This is a genomic window from Selenomonas sp. oral taxon 126, assembly GCF_001683335.1.
Lineage (GTDB): Bacteria > Bacillota > Negativicutes > Selenomonadales > Selenomonadaceae > Centipeda.
In genome coordinates this window covers 2,782,813-2,800,183 of sequence record NZ_CP016201.1, presented here as the reverse complement: position 1 = coordinate 2,800,183, position 17,371 = coordinate 2,782,813, and the positions used below count along the sequence as shown (strand labels likewise).

The 17,371-nt window shown below is 57.4% G+C and carries 18 protein-coding genes; all 18 read left to right on the top strand.

The window, feature by feature from the left end:
• Positions 1-777 (top strand): radical SAM/SPASM domain-containing protein (locus AXF19_RS12875; protein WP_066849740.1); only part of this gene is annotated, 777 nt, incomplete at its 5' end.
• Positions 778-929: 152 nt separating this feature from the next.
• Positions 930-2,780, top strand: coding sequence for a B12-binding domain-containing radical SAM protein (locus AXF19_RS12870; protein WP_216634947.1), 1,851 nt, complete (start codon positions 930-932; stop codon positions 2,778-2,780).
• A gap of 67 nt (positions 2,781-2,847) precedes the next feature.
• Positions 2,848-3,444 (top strand): HD domain-containing protein, encoded by a 597-nt coding sequence (locus AXF19_RS12865; RefSeq protein ID WP_237141630.1) that lies wholly within the window; start codon positions 2,848-2,850, stop codon positions 3,442-3,444.
• A 12-nt stretch (positions 3,445-3,456) separates the two neighbouring features.
• On the top strand, positions 3,457-3,999 hold the full coding sequence (locus tag AXF19_RS12860) for a dTDP-4-dehydrorhamnose 3,5-epimerase family protein (RefSeq protein ID WP_066849733.1): 543 nt from the start codon (positions 3,457-3,459) through the stop codon (positions 3,997-3,999).
• A gap of 11 nt (positions 4,000-4,010) precedes the next feature.
• Positions 4,011-5,300, top strand: a complete 1,290-nt coding sequence (locus AXF19_RS12855; RefSeq protein WP_066849731.1) for a glycosyltransferase — start codon at positions 4,011-4,013, stop codon at positions 5,298-5,300.
• Between the two features lie 28 nt (positions 5,301-5,328).
• Complete coding sequence (locus AXF19_RS12850; RefSeq protein ID WP_066849729.1) at positions 5,329-6,195, top strand: NAD-dependent epimerase/dehydratase family protein; 867 nt, start codon at positions 5,329-5,331, stop codon at positions 6,193-6,195.
• Positions 6,196-6,244: 49 nt separating this feature from the next.
• Positions 6,245-7,033, top strand: a complete 789-nt coding sequence (gene rfbF / locus AXF19_RS12845; RefSeq protein ID WP_066849726.1) for a glucose-1-phosphate cytidylyltransferase — start codon at positions 6,245-6,247, stop codon at positions 7,031-7,033.
• A gap of 15 nt (positions 7,034-7,048) precedes the next feature.
• Positions 7,049-7,528 carry a glycosyltransferase family 2 protein gene (locus AXF19_RS15895; protein WP_335674934.1) on the top strand — a complete coding sequence of 160 codons (480 nt, stop codon included), beginning with the start codon at positions 7,049-7,051 and terminating at the stop codon, positions 7,526-7,528.
• Positions 7,525-8,409, top strand: a complete 885-nt coding sequence (locus tag AXF19_RS12840; protein WP_335674933.1) for a bifunctional glycosyltransferase/class I SAM-dependent methyltransferase — start codon at positions 7,525-7,527, stop codon at positions 8,407-8,409. The genes AXF19_RS15895 and AXF19_RS12840 overlap by 4 nt, the downstream gene beginning before the upstream one ends.
• 90 nt (positions 8,410-8,499) lie before the next feature.
• Positions 8,500-9,471, top strand: a complete 972-nt coding sequence (locus AXF19_RS12835; RefSeq protein ID WP_066849723.1) for a biotin--[acetyl-CoA-carboxylase] ligase — start codon at positions 8,500-8,502, stop codon at positions 9,469-9,471.
• Between the two features lie 15 nt (positions 9,472-9,486).
• A complete protein-coding gene (locus AXF19_RS12830) occupies positions 9,487-10,254 on the top strand; it encodes a type III pantothenate kinase (RefSeq protein ID WP_066849720.1) in 768 nt (255 codons plus the stop codon).
• Positions 10,255-10,259: 5 nt separating this feature from the next.
• Positions 10,260-11,222, top strand: a complete 963-nt coding sequence (gene dusB, locus AXF19_RS12825; protein ID WP_172837427.1) for a tRNA dihydrouridine synthase DusB — start codon at positions 10,260-10,262, stop codon at positions 11,220-11,222.
• Positions 11,223-11,279: 57 nt separating this feature from the next.
• Positions 11,280-12,668, top strand: coding sequence for an aminopeptidase (locus AXF19_RS12820; RefSeq protein WP_066849714.1), 1,389 nt, complete (start codon positions 11,280-11,282; stop codon positions 12,666-12,668).
• A gap of 358 nt (positions 12,669-13,026) precedes the next feature.
• Complete coding sequence (locus tag AXF19_RS12815; protein ID WP_066849711.1) at positions 13,027-14,223, top strand: pyridoxal phosphate-dependent aminotransferase; 1,197 nt, start codon at positions 13,027-13,029, stop codon at positions 14,221-14,223.
• Positions 14,224-14,435: 212 nt separating this feature from the next.
• The gene (locus AXF19_RS12810) at positions 14,436-15,023 is read left to right on the top strand and encodes a MotA/TolQ/ExbB proton channel family protein (protein WP_066850297.1); all 588 of its coding nucleotides are present in this window, start codon (positions 14,436-14,438) and stop codon (positions 15,021-15,023) included.
• Complete coding sequence (locus AXF19_RS12805; protein WP_037347065.1) at positions 15,013-15,423, top strand: ExbD/TolR family protein; 411 nt, start codon at positions 15,013-15,015, stop codon at positions 15,421-15,423. The genes AXF19_RS12810 and AXF19_RS12805 overlap by 11 nt, the downstream gene beginning before the upstream one ends.
• On the top strand, positions 15,424-16,077 hold the full coding sequence (locus AXF19_RS12800) for an energy transducer TonB (protein ID WP_066849709.1): 654 nt from the start codon (positions 15,424-15,426) through the stop codon (positions 16,075-16,077).
• Between the two features lie 34 nt (positions 16,078-16,111).
• Complete coding sequence (locus AXF19_RS12795) at positions 16,112-17,308, top strand: FTR1 family iron permease (RefSeq protein ID WP_066849706.1); 1,197 nt, start codon at positions 16,112-16,114, stop codon at positions 17,306-17,308.
• Positions 17,309-17,371: the final 63 nt, after the last annotated feature.

Below are 17,371 nucleotides of genomic sequence, written 5' to 3'. Positions count from 1 at the left end.
CCGCACCCCCTGAAAATGCTGCGCTTTGCAGGCACGGGCGAGCCGCTGCTCCATCCGCACATTGCGGACATGGTTGCCTATGCGGCAGAGCGTGATATTGCCGATACGATCGACATTGTAACGAATGGGCTTGCCCTTACGGAGGAGCTTTCGCGTGCACTCATCGGCGCGCGGCTCGGCAGGATACGCATCTCGATACAGGGGCTTGACGATGCGGCGTATGCGCATACGCGCCGCAGTAGTGTCTTTCGCGAGCTGGTCGAGCAGATTCGCTTCTTCTATGAGCATCGCGGCGCGACGCGGATCTATGTGAAGATCATTGACTGTGCACTCAGAGAGGGCGAGGAGGAGCGCTTTTTGGAGATTTTCGGCGACATCTCGGATTTCATCGCCGTGGAGCACCTCATTCCCGCCGTGCCGCAGATCGACTATGACAGACTCGGCGGTGCCGCAGATGTGACGCAGAACGGTGCGGCAGTCGGCAGTGCTGCCGTCTGTCCGCAGCCGTTCTACATGATGCAACTGAATCCCGACGGGATGATTGTACCGTGCTGTTCCATGGAGACCCCGTATATTCTCGGTGATCTCGCGCAGGAATCCATGCGTCAGATTTGGCAGGGAAGGAAGATGGAGGCATTCCGACGCGCACAGCTTATGTTTCAGAAAGAAAAATATTCGGTTTGTGCCAAGTGCAGACAATATCAATATGCGATGTTTGAGGAAGACATCCTCGATGGAGATGCCGCCGAACTTCTGACACGCGGTGTCATTGGATAGGGAGAACAGAGAAATTTATGAGTGCGAGAAGAATTGATGGGCAGAGTGGTGAATACAAAGAAATGGCACATACCCCCACCACAGGTGCTAAAAAATACTCAATTTCAGGAGTGCCGGATGCCGCTCCTGTATCATTAAATTATTTGCTTGTCATGCCGCGTTTCGTCGACAAGGTCGGCGAGTGGTATCAGTTCCCGCTCGGGATTCCCTATGTTTCTTCCTGTATGAAGGCGGCGGGGCTGCGTGTGTATACACTCAACATGAACCACGAGGAGGGTTCTGTTGCCGATACGGTGCAGGCATATATAAAAAAATATGATATTGGGATGCTCCTCACAGGGGGACTGTCCTTTCAGTACAATGCCATCAAGGAGATCCTGCAGGCGGCCAAGGAATATGATCCGAACATCGTCACCGTTGCGGGTGGCGGCATCATCACGAGTGCACCCGAGGCAGGCATGGAGGTCTTGGCGTTTGCTGACTACGGCATTATCGGTGAGGGAGAGGAGACCACACCGGAGCTTTGCAAGGTTGTTGCCAAGGGCGGCGATCCACTCTCTGTCAACGGGCTCATCATTGCACCTCGTGTCCTCGGAGAGGAGCTGCGCGAAACCCCGAATCCATACAAGCGGGGTTATCGACGCACCTTGCCGCGCAAGGAAGTACGCGATCTGGATTCGATTCCGTTCCCCGACTATGATGGTTTTGACTTTGGCAGGATCGCCGGTAATATGGCGAATTTGCTTGGAATCAATGAGGATCATGCGATTACAATGACTTCGAGCCGTTCCTGCCCCTTCCAGTGCACGTTCTGCTTTCACACGAGTGGCAGTCACTATCGAAAACGTTCATTGGATAATTTCTTTGGAGAACTCGATATTCTTGTAGAGAAATACGGCATCAAGTACATCTTTGTATCGGATGAGCTTTTCGCATATAATTTCAAGCGCGTCCTCGAATTCTGCGCACGCATCAAGCCGTACAATATCCGCTGGTGGGCGCAGTTCCGTGTCTCAGATGTGACGGAGGAGATGCTCCGCGCATTGAAGGATGCGAACTGTGTTACGATGGGCTTTGGTCTCGAGAGTGCGGACGACCGCATCCTTGAGAGCATGAACAAGAAGATCAAGTTTGAGCAGACGGAGCGTGCGCTGAAGTTGACCTATGACTATGGCATTACAATACAGGGCGGCTTCATTTTCGGCGATGTGGAGGAGACGCTTGAGACGGCGACGAAGACGCTGAACTGGTGGAAGGATCATCCGGAGTACGGTATTACGCTGAATTTCATCACAGCATATCCCGGAACGCCGCTCTACAAGCAGGCGCTGCAGCGGGGACTCATCAAGGACGAGGTGCAGTTTATTCGCGACGGATGCCCCGTTGTGAACCTGTCGAAGATGTCAAAATCCGAGATGGACTGGGTCGCCGAGCAGATCATGACGCTGCCGCAGCGTGCCTTCCTCGTTCCGGATAGGATTCGGGAGGTCACACTGGACTACGAGGAGAAGCGCATCGGATTTACAGGGGACTGTACGGCGTGTGGCGTGGAAAATACGTGGCGCAATGTCCGCTTCTTCACGCGCAACGTGCTGACCTGCAAGGACTGCGGCAAGAAGCACAAGCTGCCGATCCTGCATGAGGTCACGGACTGCATATCGCATTCGATTGCGCATCTCCTCACGGAGAAGGGGCGTGTTGCGTTCTGGGGCATCAACGACTACTTTGCCAATATGCTGCCCGATCTGCCTGCGGTGCAGAGTGAGCGCGCCTATCTGATCGACAACTCACGGATCAAGCAGGGCGGCATCGTCGAGGGCAAGAAGATCCACGCGCCCGCGATACTGGATGAACTGGGGATTGATACGGTCATTATCCCCGTTGTCTCCTATGTGACGACAATCGAGAAGCAGATCCGCGCGGAGTATCCTCATGTAAAAGAAGTCATCAATATATTGGATCTGATTCAGCCGATCGCAGTGAACGAGGCTCTTGTCTGCTGATCGGGGCGAAGGGATTCGCGTGATGCTGTTTCAGCGCAGGGAGGAACTGCCGAAAGGACGATGTTTTGTGGTGATTTCGAGGGAGCGTGCACTCGCGTGTCTCGATGAGGCACGGCGGCTGAATGACGGCGGCTGGATTGTCCACTCGCTTGCCGTCGGAACGGCGGCGGAGCGTATTGCGGCTCTTGTTGACGGACTGGATGCGGAGCGTGCCTTTGTGCTCGGGGCACTTCATGACATCGGGCGCAGGTTCGGCGAGATGGGCATGAATCACGTGATCCTCGGCTATCACTTCCTTTTGGGGGAGGGGGATATAGAGGCGGCGGAGATCTGCCTGACGCACTCCTTTCCGGTGCAGGAGATCACGGCGGTCAACGGTGGCTGGGATCTGACGGTGGAGGATTACGCCTTTCTGGATTCCTTTTTGCAGGCGCGCACGTACACCCTGTACGACCGTCTGATCCAACTCTGCGACGCGATGGCGACAGGAGATGGGATCGTAGCAATCGAGCGGCGCATGATGGACATTATGCTGCGGTACGGGATTGATGAGACGAGTCTGCCGCGCTGGCGGCAGCTCTTTGCGATGAAGGCGGAGTTCGAGCAGCGCATGGGCTGCTCGGTGGAATCCGTACTCGGTCTGTGTACGATCGTCGCAGTGTGAGGAGGTATCTTGATGTTTAAGGTAGAGGAGACGCCGCTCAAGGGCTGTCTAAAAATCTGCCCGATTGTGCGTGAGGACAGGCGCGGTGCGTTCGTCAAGACCTTCCACGTGGATGCGTTTCGAGAACTGGGGCTGCCGACCGTCTTCGCCGAGGCGTATTTTTCCGTTTCGCACCGAAATGTGCTGCGCGGGCTGCACTTTCAAACGCCGCCGATGGATCATGAAAAGATTGTCTATTGTACGGAGGGCGAGGTACTGGATGCGGTCGTGGATCTCAGACGCTCCTCGCTGACGTACGGTCAGCATGCGCTCTTTACGCTGCGTGCGTCCGAGGGGACGATGCTCTATATCCCGCGCGGCATGGCACATGGCTTCTGCACGCGCAGCGAATGCGCCGTGATGATGTATCAGGTGACGAGCGTCTATGCACCCGCCTGTGACGCGGGGATTCGCTGGGATTCGGCGGGGATTCCATGGGAGATAGAGGACCCTGTCATCTCGGAGCGCGATATGTCGTTCCCTACACTCACTGATTTTGTGAGTCCATTCGAGTAGAGGAGTCTGCTATGCGCGAGGTGCTGCATATTACAACGCATATGGGCGGCGGTGTCGGCAAGGTGCTGTCGGGGGTCGCCGCCCATGCGGTACGGACAGGGGCTCGTTATCGCCACCGCATCCTGCTGCTGGAACAGCCCGAGAAGATGAACTTTATCGACGCGTGTCGTGCCGAGGGGGTGGAGATCATCTGCGGTGCGGACGTGTCCACAATAGAGTCCACTATGCGTGCTGCCGATGTTGTTCAGATCGAGTGGTGGCATCATCCGCAGATGGCTGCGTTTCTCGCGGATTTTCCGCAGATTGATACGCATCTGACGCTCTGGGCGCATGTCTCCGGCTGCTATTATCCGTATATTCCTCCTGCCTTCCTGCGCGTGCCGCAGCGTTTTGTATTCACCTCGCCCTACTCGCTGGATAATCCCTATTGGAGTGCACAGGAGCGCCGATGGGGGCGGGAAAATACGGCGGTCGTACACAGCTCGGGCGGCTTTTCGGCGATTCGTCCGCATACAGGGCGTGCGCATGACGGGCGCTTCGTCATCGGCTATGTCGGCACGCAGTCCTATGCGAAGCTGCATCCGAATTTCGTCGCGTACTGTGCGCGTGTGGCGCACATCACCGGCATCGAATTCGTGCTTGTGGGCGATCTGACGAATGAGGAAGCGATTCGCACGGCGGCGCGGGCGCATGGTATCGAGGAGAAATTCCGCTTCGTGGACTATGTGAGCGATGTGAATGCCGAGCTCGCGCAGATGGATGTGTTTGGCTATCTGCTGAATCCGACGCATTTCGGCACGACGGAGAACGCGCTGCTCGAGGCGATGGCGGCGGAGCTGCCCGTCGTTGTTCTCAATCAATGCGCGGAGCAGTACCTTGTCGCGCAGGATGAGACAGGGCTGCTCGTACAGGATGAAGAGGGCTATCGGCGCGCGCTTGAGGATCTCTTTGCCCATCCTGAGAAGCGCCGCCGTCTGGGCGGGGCGGCGCGACGGCAGATTCTGCGGGATTTTTCTGTGGAGAGAACGACGGCGCAGCTGCATGAGATCTACGATGAAGTTCTGAACGAGACGCCGCGCCGCTATGATTTTTGCGCGGCGCTCGGACGCACGCCGCATGAATTCTTTCTGCGCGGGCTGCCCGATGAACTGCGTTCGATATTCGTGGAGCGCGATTCTGCACAGGAGGAATTGCCGCCGATTCTGAGGGAGCGGAGCAAGAGCTCCCTGCCGCATTTTTGCCGCGTCTTTCCTGTGGATGAACAGCTGCGGAGATGGCGGGAGCAGTTCTGTAATGTATGATATGGGTGTAAGGAGAGGGGCAGTATTGATGGAGCGCAGGGCACTGCTTACAGGTGTGACGGGATTTCTCGGAGGCTACACGGCTCGCGCACTGATGGAGGACGGCTGGCAGGTCGCTGCCGTCGTGCGCACGTCCTCACAGGTTGATGTACTCCCTGCAGTACTGCGCGAAAATATACAATTTTACAATGCCGACCGTATGGAGCTGCCGAAGATCGTGCGGGAGGCTGCGCCGGATGTCGTCTTTCACCTTGCCACGTACTATACGACAATACATTCCTATGAAGAGATCGACAGGCTCATCGGGAGTAATGTCACCTTTGGCGCAAAGCTGCTTGATGCAATGTCCACGAACGCTGTGACGCGGCTCGTCTATGCGCGCTCCTCGTGGCAGCACTATCGCGATGATTCCTATGAGCCGGCGAATCTGTATGCGGCATCCAAAGAGGCGTTCGATGCGATTGTCAAATTCTATACGGCGGCACGGGGCTTGCAGACGATTCGTCTGACCCTGTTTGATACATACGGAGAGGATGATCGGCGAAACAAGCTGCTCGCGATTCTGCCGCAGCTTGCCGCAGAGGGGCGCCGCTTGGCTCTGTCCCCGGGGGAGCAGCAGGTGGATTTCGTCCATGCGGAGGATGTGGCGCGAGCCTTCCTGCTTGCAGGAAACTATCTCGCGGATGGGCACTATGAACTCTGCGGCGATTACATTGTATCCTCGGGAACGGCGGTGACATTGCGCGAACTCATTCGCCGCTATGAAGCGCTGCGCGGGGAGAGGATGCCCGTAGACTGGGGCGCGCGTCCCTATCGAGAGAGGGAAATCATGTTTCCGTGGCGCGGAGGCAGGATTTTGCCGGGGTGGGAGCGAAAACATAAAGAATTGATGTAGGGGGAGAGCCGTTATCAATATGTGACACAATGTCGAAGGGAGCAGGCATATGAAGGTTGTTATCTTGGCGGGCGGACTCGGTACGCGGATCAGTGAGGAGTCGGCACTCAGACCAAAGCCCATGATTGAGATCGGCGGGAAGCCGATCCTCTGGCATATCATGAAAATCTATTCACACTATGGATTTCATGAGTTTGTCATCTGCCTCGGCTACAAGGGCTATATGATAAAGGAGTACTTTGCCGACTACTATCTGCACACATCGGATGTCACATTCGATTTCACGCAGGGCAACGCAATGACGGTGCACAACAATGTGTCAGAACCGTGGAAGGTGACGCTCGTCGATACGGGGCTGCATGCGCAGACAGGCTGCCGTATCAAGCGCGTGCAAAAATACATTGGGGATGAGCCGTTCCTGCTGACATACGGCGACGGTGTGAGCGATGTGGATCTGAATGCGCTCATCAAGATGCATACGGCGAAGAAGGGGCAAGCTCTCGTAACGATGACAGCCATCCAGCCCGGCGGCAGGTTCGGTGTGCTGGATATCGAATCCGGAACCAATGAGGTCAGCCGCTTTGTTGAAAAGGCAAAGGAGAACGGCGGTTGGATCAACGGCGGCTTTATGGTCGTTGAGCCGAAGGTGTTTGACTATCTGCGCGATGCAGATGACTGCGTCTTTGAGACGACACCGCTCGAGACGATTGCACGCGAAGGCGGACTGCATGCCTATAAGCATACGGGGTTCTGGCAGTGCATGGATACGCAGCGCGATAAGGTTCGCCTGGAACAGCGTTGGGAGTCGGGGAAAGCGCCGTGGAAGTTATGGGCGTAAAATAAGAGGTATGCCGTGGCAAAGCTGAGTATTATCATTCCTGTCTACAATATGAGCGAGCAGCTCGTTCAATGCATTCTTACGATACAGCAAACGGTGCGTCTGTCGTATGAGGTGATTATTGTTGACGACGGATCGGTGGAAGATGAGCGCGTGTCCATTTCCATGGGCGGGGGTGACATACGTATTCTGCACAGTGAGGAGCATCGCGGTTTTTCTCATGCGGTCAATATGGGGATACGTGCCTCCGTGGGAGAGGTTCTGCTCTTTCTCCATGCGGATGTGCTGCTCGCTCCGCACACAGCAGCGGATATGCTGGATGCGCTGATTGAGGATGAGCGCCTAGGTGCGGTATCTGCAGTTGCAGCATCCGTATATGAGCGGGCGCAGCTGCTGCCGGATGCGCCTTATCACGGCTGGGTTCCTTTGTTGCGACAGCGGAGGCGATTCGCGCACGTGGGAAAGCCGCATATCCGGAGATTCTCGCGGAGATGATTGCGCTCATGGTGCGGCGCGACGTGGTGGAGGCGGCGGGCTTCCTCGATGAGCAGTATCAGGTGCCTGCGCTTGCTGCATATGACTATACGGTTCGTATGACGCGGGCGGGCTATGGAATCGCGGTGTTGCCGTACGTCTATGTCCATCACAATGAGGGGAGGCAGAAGACGGAGGAATACGAGCGCACCTGTGAAAGGGAGCGTGCGTTTTTTCATACAAAATGGGGCGTCGAGCTCAGCTATTCCTTTCAGGAACGCCATGATCTATTCCCACTGATGGATTTGCAGAGAGAGGGGCTGCGCGTACTCGAGATCGGCTGTGCCTGTGGGGGTACACTGAGAGCGATTGGAGTACAAAATCCGTCTGCAAAGCTCTACGGTGTGGAGTTGAATGAGAATGCTGCCGTGATTGCAGCATCGTTTGCCGAGATTCTTTCCATGAATGTGGAGGAGCTTGATCCCGCAGATTTTCAGGAGCGCTTTGACTACATCATCATGGGGGATGTCATCGAGCATTTGCTCGAGCCATGGGCTGCGATCCGCAATATGCGTGAGCTGCTCGTGCCGGGCGGATCGATCATTGCGAGCATTCCGAATGTGGCACATATCAGCAACCTCTACAATATGCTCTGCGGGCGTTGGACATACGAGGATTGCGGGCTGCTTGACCGTACGCATTTTCGCTTCTTTACGAAATCTGAGATTGTCAAGATGTTTGAAGAGGCTGATCTTGTCATCGACGACATTCGCCCCAGACAGTTGATTCTTGATGAATCATGGAAGGTGTTCCGAGAAGAGATTCTCTCTCTTCGTATGGTGGATGTCAAACCCGAGGATGTGGACGCATTCCAATGGTTTGTGTGTGCACGGCGTGTGTAGAGTCTATTTTTCGTTTTTTTTGTGGCATAGAGCCGTTATCTGCGCTATAATGGGGCGGATAACGGCTCTATGATTTGGTGGAGGGATATGATGAGCAGGGATGTGCTGGAACTCCTGCGGGCGGCGGGCGGCTATATCTCGGGCGAGAAGATGGCGGAGCGGCTCGGCGTGACGCGTGCGGCGGTGTGGAAGAAGATTGCGGCACTGCGCGACGCGGGCTATGATATTTCGAGTGCGCCGCGCAGCGGCTATGTGCTGCGCTCCGCCCCCGACCGTCTGATCGAGACAGAGATTTCGCAGGATCTTCAGACGGCGCTCGTCGGGCAGAAGATCATCTGCTACGATACGGTGGACTCGACGAATCTCGTACTGAAGAATCTCGCGCGCGAGGGTGCGGAGGACGGCACGGTGGTTGTCGCCGACAGTCAGGGGACGGGGCGCGGGCGCATGGAGCGCGCGTTTTTCTCGCCGCCGGGCAAGGGGATCTGGGTGAGCATCCTTCTGCGCCCGACATTCCTGCCGCAGGATGCGCCGAAGTGTACGCTGATGGCGGCGGTGGCGGTCGCACGTGCAATGGAGCAGTTTGGGCTGCGCGCTGAGATCAAGTGGCCGAACGACATCCTGCACGACGGGCGCAAGCTGGTCGGCATCCTCACGGAGATGAGCGCGGAGATGGATCGCGTGAACTATGTTGTGATCGGCATCGGCATCAATGTAAACATTGCGCCCGAGGATTTCCCGGAGGAGCTGCGCGCGATTGCAACGTCGCTCATGCAGATGAAGGGCGCGCCTCTGCCGCGCGTTGCGTTCCTGCAGGAGCTGCTGCGCGCTCTCGATGAGCTCTATGCCTCTGTGCAGCGTGAGGGCTTTGCGCCCGTGCTCGCGGCGTGGCGGGAATATGCCGTGACTCTCGGGCAGGAGGTGCGCGTGATCGGCCCTGCGGGCGAGGAGTTCGAGGGCGTTGCGGCGGATATTGATGCGGAGGGGGCTCTTCTCGTCGATACGGCAGAGGGGCGGCGGCGTGTGTTGGCGGGGGATGTGTCCATCCGCCCGAAGAGATAGTACGGAGGAAAGAACGTGCTGCTAGTACTTGACATTGGCAACAGCAACATCGTCATGGGTGCGTATGAGGGGAAGCGGCTTCTGCGGCATTGGCGCATTTCGACAGATCGGCAGAAGACGGGCGATGAATACGGCATTCTGTTCAATGAACTGTTTCGCTATCAGGGCATAGAGATGTCGGATATCAAGGCGATCATCATATCGTCCGTCGTTCCGCCGCTCGTCGTGCCCCTGCGCAAGATGTGCGAGCGCTACTTTCACATCCGCCCGCTGATCGTCGGCCCCGGCATACGGACCGGTGTGCGGCTCAACTATGAGAATCCGCGCGCGATCGGTGCTGACCGCATCGTAAACGTCATCGGCGCACACGAGCAGTATGGCGGGCCGCTCATCGTCATCGACATCGGGACGGCGACGACGTTCGACATCGTAGCGGAGAACGGGGACTTCCTCGGTGGTGTGATTGCGCCGGGGCTTGGCTCAAGCGCAGAGGCACTCTTTCAGCGGGCGGCGCAGCTGCCGCGCATCGAGCTTGTGCCGCCGAAGACGGTTGTCTGCCGCAGTACGATACAGGGTATGCAGGCGGGCATCATCTACGGCTACGTCGGGCAGATCGACGAGATCGTGCGTCGCATTAAGGCGGAGCTGGCACTGGAGATGAAGGTGGTCGCGACGGGCGGCTTTGCGCGCATGGTGGCAAAGGAGTCCAAGACCATCGACAAGGTCGATCACTTCCTGACCCTGACGGGTCTGCGCGTCCTCTACGAGAGAAACCAGCCGTGAAGCCGATGAAGCTCGGCGCGTTCACCTTTGACGATCCCGTCTTTCTCGCGCCGATGGCGGGCGTGACGGACGCGGCGTATCGGATCATCGCGCACGACATGGGCTGCCCGCTCGCGTTCGCGGAGATGGTGAGCAGTCAGGGCATCCACTACCGCAATGAGCATACGATGAAGATGCTCCGCACGGAGCCGGGCGAGCGGCCGATTGCGATGCAGATCTTTGCAAAGTCGGCGGCAATGGCGGCGGAAGCAGCGGCGTATATCGAGGAGATCGGTACGGCGGACATTCTGGATTTCAACATGGGCTGCCCCGCGCCGAAGGTCGTGAAGAACGGCGAGGGGTCGGCGCTCATGCGCGAGCCGAAGAAGGCGGAGGAGATCCTGACGGCGATTCGCCGCGCGACGAAGCTGCCGTTCACCGTGAAGATGCGGCTCGGCTGGGACGATGCCTCGCGCAACGCCGTCGAGATTGCGCGGATGGCGGAGGCGGTCGGCGTGGATGCCGTCGCCGTGCACGGGCGCACGCGCGAGCAGTTCTACAGCGGCAATGCCGACTATGCGGCGATTGCAGAGGTGAAGCGCTCCGTCACGATTCCCGTCATTGTGAGCGGGGATGTGTGCCGCCCCGCAGATCTCGCGCGCGCCCTCGATATTACGGGCGCGGATGCGGTGATGATCGGGCGCGGAGCGCAGGGGAATCCATGGATTTTCCCGCAGCTGATTCACTGGCTGAGAACGGGGGAGGAACTGCCGCCGCCGACCCTTGCGGAGCGTGCGCAGGTGATTCTGCGGCATCTCGATCTCCTGATTCAGTACAAGGGCGAATACATCGGCATCCGCGAGATGCGCAAGCATGCGGCGTGGTATACGCGCGGACTAAAGGGCAGCGCGGAGCTGCGCGAGCGTTTCAACCGCGCGGCGTCAAAGGACGAATTCGTGCAGATCCTGCACGAGGCTTGGGATATATGAAAGGAAATGCTTATGGTGCAGGGGCAGCTTGCACCTTTGCCTAAGAAAGGAACTATCATGAGTGACGATAAGAAGCAGTCGGTCTGGTCGAAGTATACGGCCGAGGAGCGCGCGGCGGTGGACGAACTCGCGCGCGGTTATATTGATTTTCTCTCGGACTGCAAGACGGAGCGCGAAAGCGTGACGGAGGCGGTGCGCCTTGCGCAGGCGGCGGGCTACCGCGACCTTGCCGAGATCATCGAGCAGGGGACGTCGCTCAAGGCGGGTGACAAGGTCTACGCCGTCAACATGAAGAAGGCGATCGTGTTCTTCCATATCGGGACGGAGCCGATGGAGCACGGCATGAACATTCTCGGTGCGCACATCGACACCTGCCGTCTCGACGTGAAGCAGAACCCTCTGTATGAGGACGGCGGACTTGCGTATTTCGACACGCATTACTACGGCGGCATCAAGAAGTATCAGTGGGTGACGATCCCACTTGCGCTGCACGGCGTGGTCGTAAAAAAGGACGGCACGGTTGTCGAGATCAACGTCGGGGAGAAGGCGGACGACCCCGTCTTCTGCGTGACGGATCTCCTCGTACACCTCTCGCAGGAGCAGCTTGAGAAAAAGGCATCAAAGGTCATCGAGGGCGAGAAGCTGGACGTGCTCATTGGCGGCTATCCGCTCAAGAAGGACGATAAGGAATCCGTGAAGGGCGGCATCCTCGCCCTCCTCAAGGAGCATTATGACATCACCGAGGAGGATTTTAACTCGGCGGAGCTGACGCTTGTTCCGGCGGGGCGTGCGCGCGAGCTCGGCTTTGACCGCAGCATGGTGCTCGGCTATGGGCAGGACGACCGCGTCTGCTCCTATACGGCACTCTGCTCCATGCTCGAAACTGTACAGCCGAAGCGCACAGCGTGCTGCCTCCTCGTGGACAAGGAGGAGATCGGCAGCGTCGGCGCGACGGGGATGCAGTCGCGTTTCTTCGAGAACATGGTTGCGGAGGTGCTCTCCGCCTGCGGGCAGTACACGGAGATCGCCCTGCGCCGCACCCTTGCGCGCTCAAAGATGCTCTCCTCGGATGTGTCGAGTGCCTATGACGCACTCTATGCAGACGCGTTCGAGAAGAAGAACGTCGCCTACCTCGGGCGCGGCATGGTGTTCAACAAATTTACGGGCGCGCGCGGCAAGTCCGGATCGAGCGATGCGAGTGCAGAGTACCTCGGCGAGCTGCGCCGCATGATGGACGAAAATGGCGTCAGCTATCAGCTCGCAGAGCTCGGGCGCGTCGACCTCGGCGGCGGCGGCACGATCGCCTATATCATGGCGCGCTACGGCATGGACGTAATCGACAACGGTGTCGCCGTGATGAGTATGCACGCACCGTGGGAGGTCACGAGCAAGGTTGATATCTACGAGATGAAGAAGGGCTACGACGTATTCCTGCGGAATGCGTAAGGGCTCAAGGCATAGACGCCCCTATCGGCTCACTGCGTTCGCTACTTCTCCCGTGGCGGTCAACGTCATCCAATCACACTTCGCTAAAGCTCGTGTTCTTGGGACGTTTTCGCATACGACCTGTTACCCGCTCAGCTGCGCCTTTCAGGCTTGCTTCTCGGACAGGTCAGCAACGGGGGAAGCTAATATTCCGTAATCTGGAAGCCTCCCCTGTGCGGCACGGGGGAGGGGGACCACGCGAAGCGTGGTGGAGGGGGCGCTTTGAGCGTCTGAACAACAAGAGCAAAGGGCTGTTGCATGAGTTAAAACGACTTCGTGCAGCAGCCTCATCATTTCGTTTAGAAAAGGGGAGGACGATATGGTTTCGCAAGAGATGTACGAACTCGGCACGAAGAAGTCCAGCATCCGCACGATCTTTGAATACGGACAGAAGCGCGCGGTGGAGGTCGGCGCGGAGAACATCTTTGACTTCAGCCTCGGCAATCCGAACGTGCCCGCGCCGGACTTCATTCAGGCGGCGGCAATCGACATTTTGCAGCACAGCGACCCGATGGAGGTGCACGGCTATACGATTGCACCCGGGAAGCCGCAGGTGCGCGAGATCCTTGCCGCCGACCTAAAAAAGCGGTTCGGCATGGAGATCACGGGGAAGAATCTCTTCCTCACGGCAGGTGCGGCGGCATCCGTCACGATCACATTCAAGGCGCTCGCGGAGGCGGGGGACGAGTTCGTCACGATTGCACCGTTTTTCCCCGAGTATCGTGTCTTTGTTGAGGCGTGTGGGGGAAAGCTCGTTGTCGTGCCCGCAAAAACCGATGACTTTCAGATCGACTTCGCGGCACTTGAGGCGGCGCTCACGCCGCGCACAAAGGCGATCATCATCAACTCGCCGAACAATCCGAGCGGCGCGGTCTACAGTGAGGCGACCATCCGTCAGCTCGCCGAGCTGCTGCGTGCGAAGGAGCGGGCATTCGGGCATCCGATCTTTATCATCGCGGACGAGCCGTATCGCGAGATTGTCTACGACGGCTTGACGGTTCCGTGCATTCCTCTGCTCTACGAGAACACAATTGTCTGCTACTCGTACAGCAAGTCGTTCTCCCTGCCGGGCGAGCGCATCGGCTACATCGTCGTGCCGGACACGGTGGTGGACTTCGCACGCGTCTATGGCGCGATTGCAGGGGCGGCGCGCGTCCTCACACACGTCAATGCACCCTCGCTCTGGCAGCTTGTCATCGCACGCTGCGCAGGCAAGACTGCCGATCTCAGTACATACGCCCACAATGCTGCGTTCCTCTATGAGGGGCTGACAGCAGCAGGATTTTCCTGCATGCGCCCGCAGGGAGCGTTCTATCTCTTTCCGCAGGCGCTCGAGGAGGATGATGCGGCGTTCTGTGCGCGTGCGCGCGACTACGATCTGCTGCTCGTGCCGGGGGCGGATTTCGGCTGTCCCGGCTACTTCCGCGCGGCGTACTGTGTGCGAACGGCGATGATCGAGCGCGCGCTGCCGCGTTTTCAAAAACTGGCAGAATCGTACGGGAAGGTACATGAATGAAGTTCATGTATAATAGTTTCATTAAAACGTATATTGACAATCAGCCTCCTCAGAGCTATACTTAAAACCGATTTACGTTTAGAAAGGCGTATCATTATCAATGATATGCCGCAGATCGCAGATTACTTACGCGCGCATTCGGCGCGTTTGATTGGATAAGGAAGGTGTTCTTTTTGACAAGTGCAGAACTCTTTGAAAAAGGCGGACCGGTAATGTACCTGCTGCTCCTGTGCTCGCTCTCAGTGGCAGCGATTGCGATTGACCGCTTTTTGCTCTATCGTCGTGCATCGCAGGGGGCACGTGCGCTTGAAGCGGATGTTGCCGCCGCGCTTCGCAAGAAGAAGCTGGATGAGGTCGCACCTGCTGTGAAGGGCAAGGACAACATGGTTGCCCATCTCATACAGAGTGCGGTTGATGCGCGTGCGGCAGGGGAGGATGTTCCCATGACGCTTGAGGCGGTCTACGGTGAGGCGGCAATGCTTCTGCGTGCACGTCTCAACTATCTTTCAACGATTGTCACGCTTGCACCGCTGCTCGGTCTCTTGGGTACAATCTCGGGTATGATCCAGTCCTTCAGCGTGTTCAACCTGCAGGCAGGGCAGCCGATGGCGATTACGGGCGGCATCGGAGAGGCCCTGATTGCAACGGCGACAGGACTGCTCGTGGCGATCTTTGCACTTGTTGTGCACACCTACTTCGCACAGCGCATGGACATGATGCTGACACTGCTCGAAAAGACGATGAATACCCTGCTCGCGGGGTTCGCCGCGAATGATGGAGGGCATTCTCATGCGTCGTAATTTTCATGATGTGCGTGAGCCGCTCGTCATGATTATCCCAATGATCGACATTATGCTCTTTCTGCTTGTTTTCTTCATGCTAAGTACGATGTATATGGTGAATGCGAGCACAGTGCAGGTCAGTCTCCCACAAGCGGCGAGTGCACAGCAGGACACGCGCCCGCACATCGTATCCATTACGGTGACGGAGGACGGCAAGGTTCTCTTTGACCGCGATGAGGAGCCGACGCGGGAACTTACGGCGCGGGTCAAGACGCAGCTCGAAGATGATCCCGATACGGTCTTTGTCGTACGCGGCGACCGCAAGGCGGACTACCAGTTCGTCGTCACCGTCTTTGATGCGCTCAAGGAGGCGGGGACGCGTCATGTGTCCATTGCGACGGAGACGGGAGGGGTCTGAGTGCAGTATCAGACACATTGGCGTCTCGCCTTTGTTCTCGCGTTCTTCTTTCACATCATTGCGTGGCTCTTTCTGACGATCCTGATTCCGCACGTCTTCAAAGCGCTTGAAGCACCTCCACAGGAGGAGCCGATGGAGTGGGTCGAACTCGCGGATGATCCAGGACCTCCCGAGGAGGAGCAGCAGGAGGAAGAACCTCCTCCTCCGCCGCCGCCCCCACCGCCCGAACCGGAACAGGTGGAAGAAGAACCTGCCGTGGTTGAGGCAGAAGTTCCCGAGGAAGCCATTACGGAGATTCTGAAGGAAGTCGAGGAAACGGCGGACAAGCCGGAAGAACCGAAGGTTCTGCGCTCCGGCGAGGGTAAGCAGATCGGTCAGCCTGGCAAGATCCTCCATGCGGAACAGCCGCCTTACGGCGTGATTCAGTTCAAGGGACGCATTGCCGTTTCGGCACGCATCGGCACAGACGGCAAGGTCATATCCACGAAGATACAGGTTTCTTCGGGGAATGCACTCTATGATCGGATGGCACGGCGCATTGTCGAGAAGCAGTGGAAATTCGAGCCTGCGAAGGATATGAACGGGCAGCCGATGGAATCCGATATGCAGTGTCCTGTTTATTTCAACATGAAGCCGGCGCGCAACATCAAATAGCGTGCATGAAAATTGGGAGGAAACGAGCAATCCGATGAGAAAACTCTTTGTGTTTATTATGGCACTTTGCCTCTTTCTGCCGGCGGCGTCCACCGATGCCGCGCAGACATGGCAGCAGATCCACGACCACATCGCCGCTGAGATGGAGAATGTCTATACCATCTACCAAACGGGCAATGCGGAGGGAGCGAAGGATGCCGTCAATGATATTTACTATGGCATCTACGAAAAGGACGGTCTTGAGAGTGCCGTGCGCAGCGGGATCTCCTCCAAGAGTGCGAACCTCACGGAGTACCAATTCTACACGCTGAAAAAGGCGATCCGTGCGGGTGCACCCCAGTCTGAGGTTGAGGCAGAAGGGAAAAAGCTCCTTGATATGGTTCAGGCGGAAGTGACAACCCTCGAGACAGCGGGGGTGCAGTCGGGCGGCTGGGGCATGTTCCTGCAGGCGTTTCTGATTCTTCTGCGTGAGGGCGTTGAGGCGATCCTCGTGCTCGTCGGCATCATTGCCTATCTCGGGCGTGCCGGTCATGAGAAGGAACTCTCCACGGTCTATAACTGGGCGATTGCGGGCGTTATTGCAAGCTTTATCTCGGCTTATCTCTTTGTTGAAGTTCTTGATAATACGACGACGACAGGCTCCGGGCGTGAGATCATCGAGGGCTGTACGGCTCTCTTTGCCGTGCTCGTCCTTCTCGGCACATCCGCATGGATGGGCGGCAAGTCCAACGCAAAGGCGTGGAAGTCCTACATCGACAGTCAGGTCAAGCTGACGCTCTCGACGGGCAAGAGTCGTGCCCTTGGCTTTGCCGTATTCCTTGCCGTTTATCGTGAGGGCGCGGAGGTCATTCTCTTCTATCAGGCACTCTTTAACAACGCCATTGGCGATGTCGATATGATCTGGGGCGGCTTTGTCGCTGCGTGTGCAGCTCTTGCTCTGCTCTTCTTCCTCATGCAGCGCGGTGCACTGCGCATCCCGATCGGTCCGTTCTTCAAGGTGACGAGCGCATTCATGTTTGTCCTTGCGGTCACCTTCCTCGGCGGCGGACTGAAGGAACTGCAGGAGGCAGATGTGATCTCCACCTCGGTCATTGAGGCGATCCCCGTACCGAGCATCGATCTGCTCGGACTTTATCCCACCTATGAAACCGTTGTGCCGCAGCTGCTGCTGATTTTGGCAGCTGTTGCAGCGGTATCATATAGAAAACGCTCTGCTACGGTAGAGGCGTAAGTTATTTCCTCGCAAGAGGGAGCAGTGTTTCATCTTTGTAAGGAGGATTATCCCATGAAGAAA

Excerpts from the sequence above, each read along its gene's own strand:
- AXF19_RS12860 (WP_066849733.1), top strand. The coding sequence starts at position 3,457 with ATGTTTAAGGTAGAGGAGACGCCGCTCAAGGGCTGTCTAAAAATCTGC.
- AXF19_RS12805 (WP_037347065.1), top strand. The coding sequence starts at position 15,013 with ATGCGTCGTAATTTTCATGATGTGCGTGAGCCGCTCGTCATGATTATC.
- AXF19_RS12810 (WP_066850297.1), top strand. The coding sequence starts at position 14,436 with ATGTACCTGCTGCTCCTGTGCTCGCTCTCAGTGGCAGCGATTGCGATT.
- AXF19_RS12835 (WP_066849723.1), top strand. The coding sequence starts at position 8,500 with ATGAGCAGGGATGTGCTGGAACTCCTGCGGGCGGCGGGCGGCTATATC.
- AXF19_RS12795 (WP_066849706.1), top strand. The coding sequence starts at position 16,112 with ATGAGAAAACTCTTTGTGTTTATTATGGCACTTTGCCTCTTTCTGCCG.
- AXF19_RS12850 (WP_066849729.1), top strand. The coding sequence starts at position 5,329 with ATGGAGCGCAGGGCACTGCTTACAGGTGTGACGGGATTTCTCGGAGGC.
- AXF19_RS12820 (WP_066849714.1), top strand. The coding sequence starts at position 11,280 with ATGAGTGACGATAAGAAGCAGTCGGTCTGGTCGAAGTATACGGCCGAG.
- AXF19_RS12815 (WP_066849711.1), top strand. The coding sequence starts at position 13,027 with ATGGTTTCGCAAGAGATGTACGAACTCGGCACGAAGAAGTCCAGCATC.
- rfbF (WP_066849726.1), top strand. The coding sequence starts at position 6,245 with ATGAAGGTTGTTATCTTGGCGGGCGGACTCGGTACGCGGATCAGTGAG.
- AXF19_RS12870 (WP_216634947.1), top strand. The coding sequence starts at position 930 with ATGCCGCGTTTCGTCGACAAGGTCGGCGAGTGGTATCAGTTCCCGCTC.
- AXF19_RS12855 (WP_066849731.1), top strand. The coding sequence starts at position 4,011 with ATGCGCGAGGTGCTGCATATTACAACGCATATGGGCGGCGGTGTCGGC.
- dusB (WP_172837427.1), top strand. The coding sequence starts at position 10,260 with ATGAAGCTCGGCGCGTTCACCTTTGACGATCCCGTCTTTCTCGCGCCG.
- AXF19_RS12840 (WP_335674933.1), top strand. The coding sequence starts at position 7,525 with ATGATTGCGCTCATGGTGCGGCGCGACGTGGTGGAGGCGGCGGGCTTC.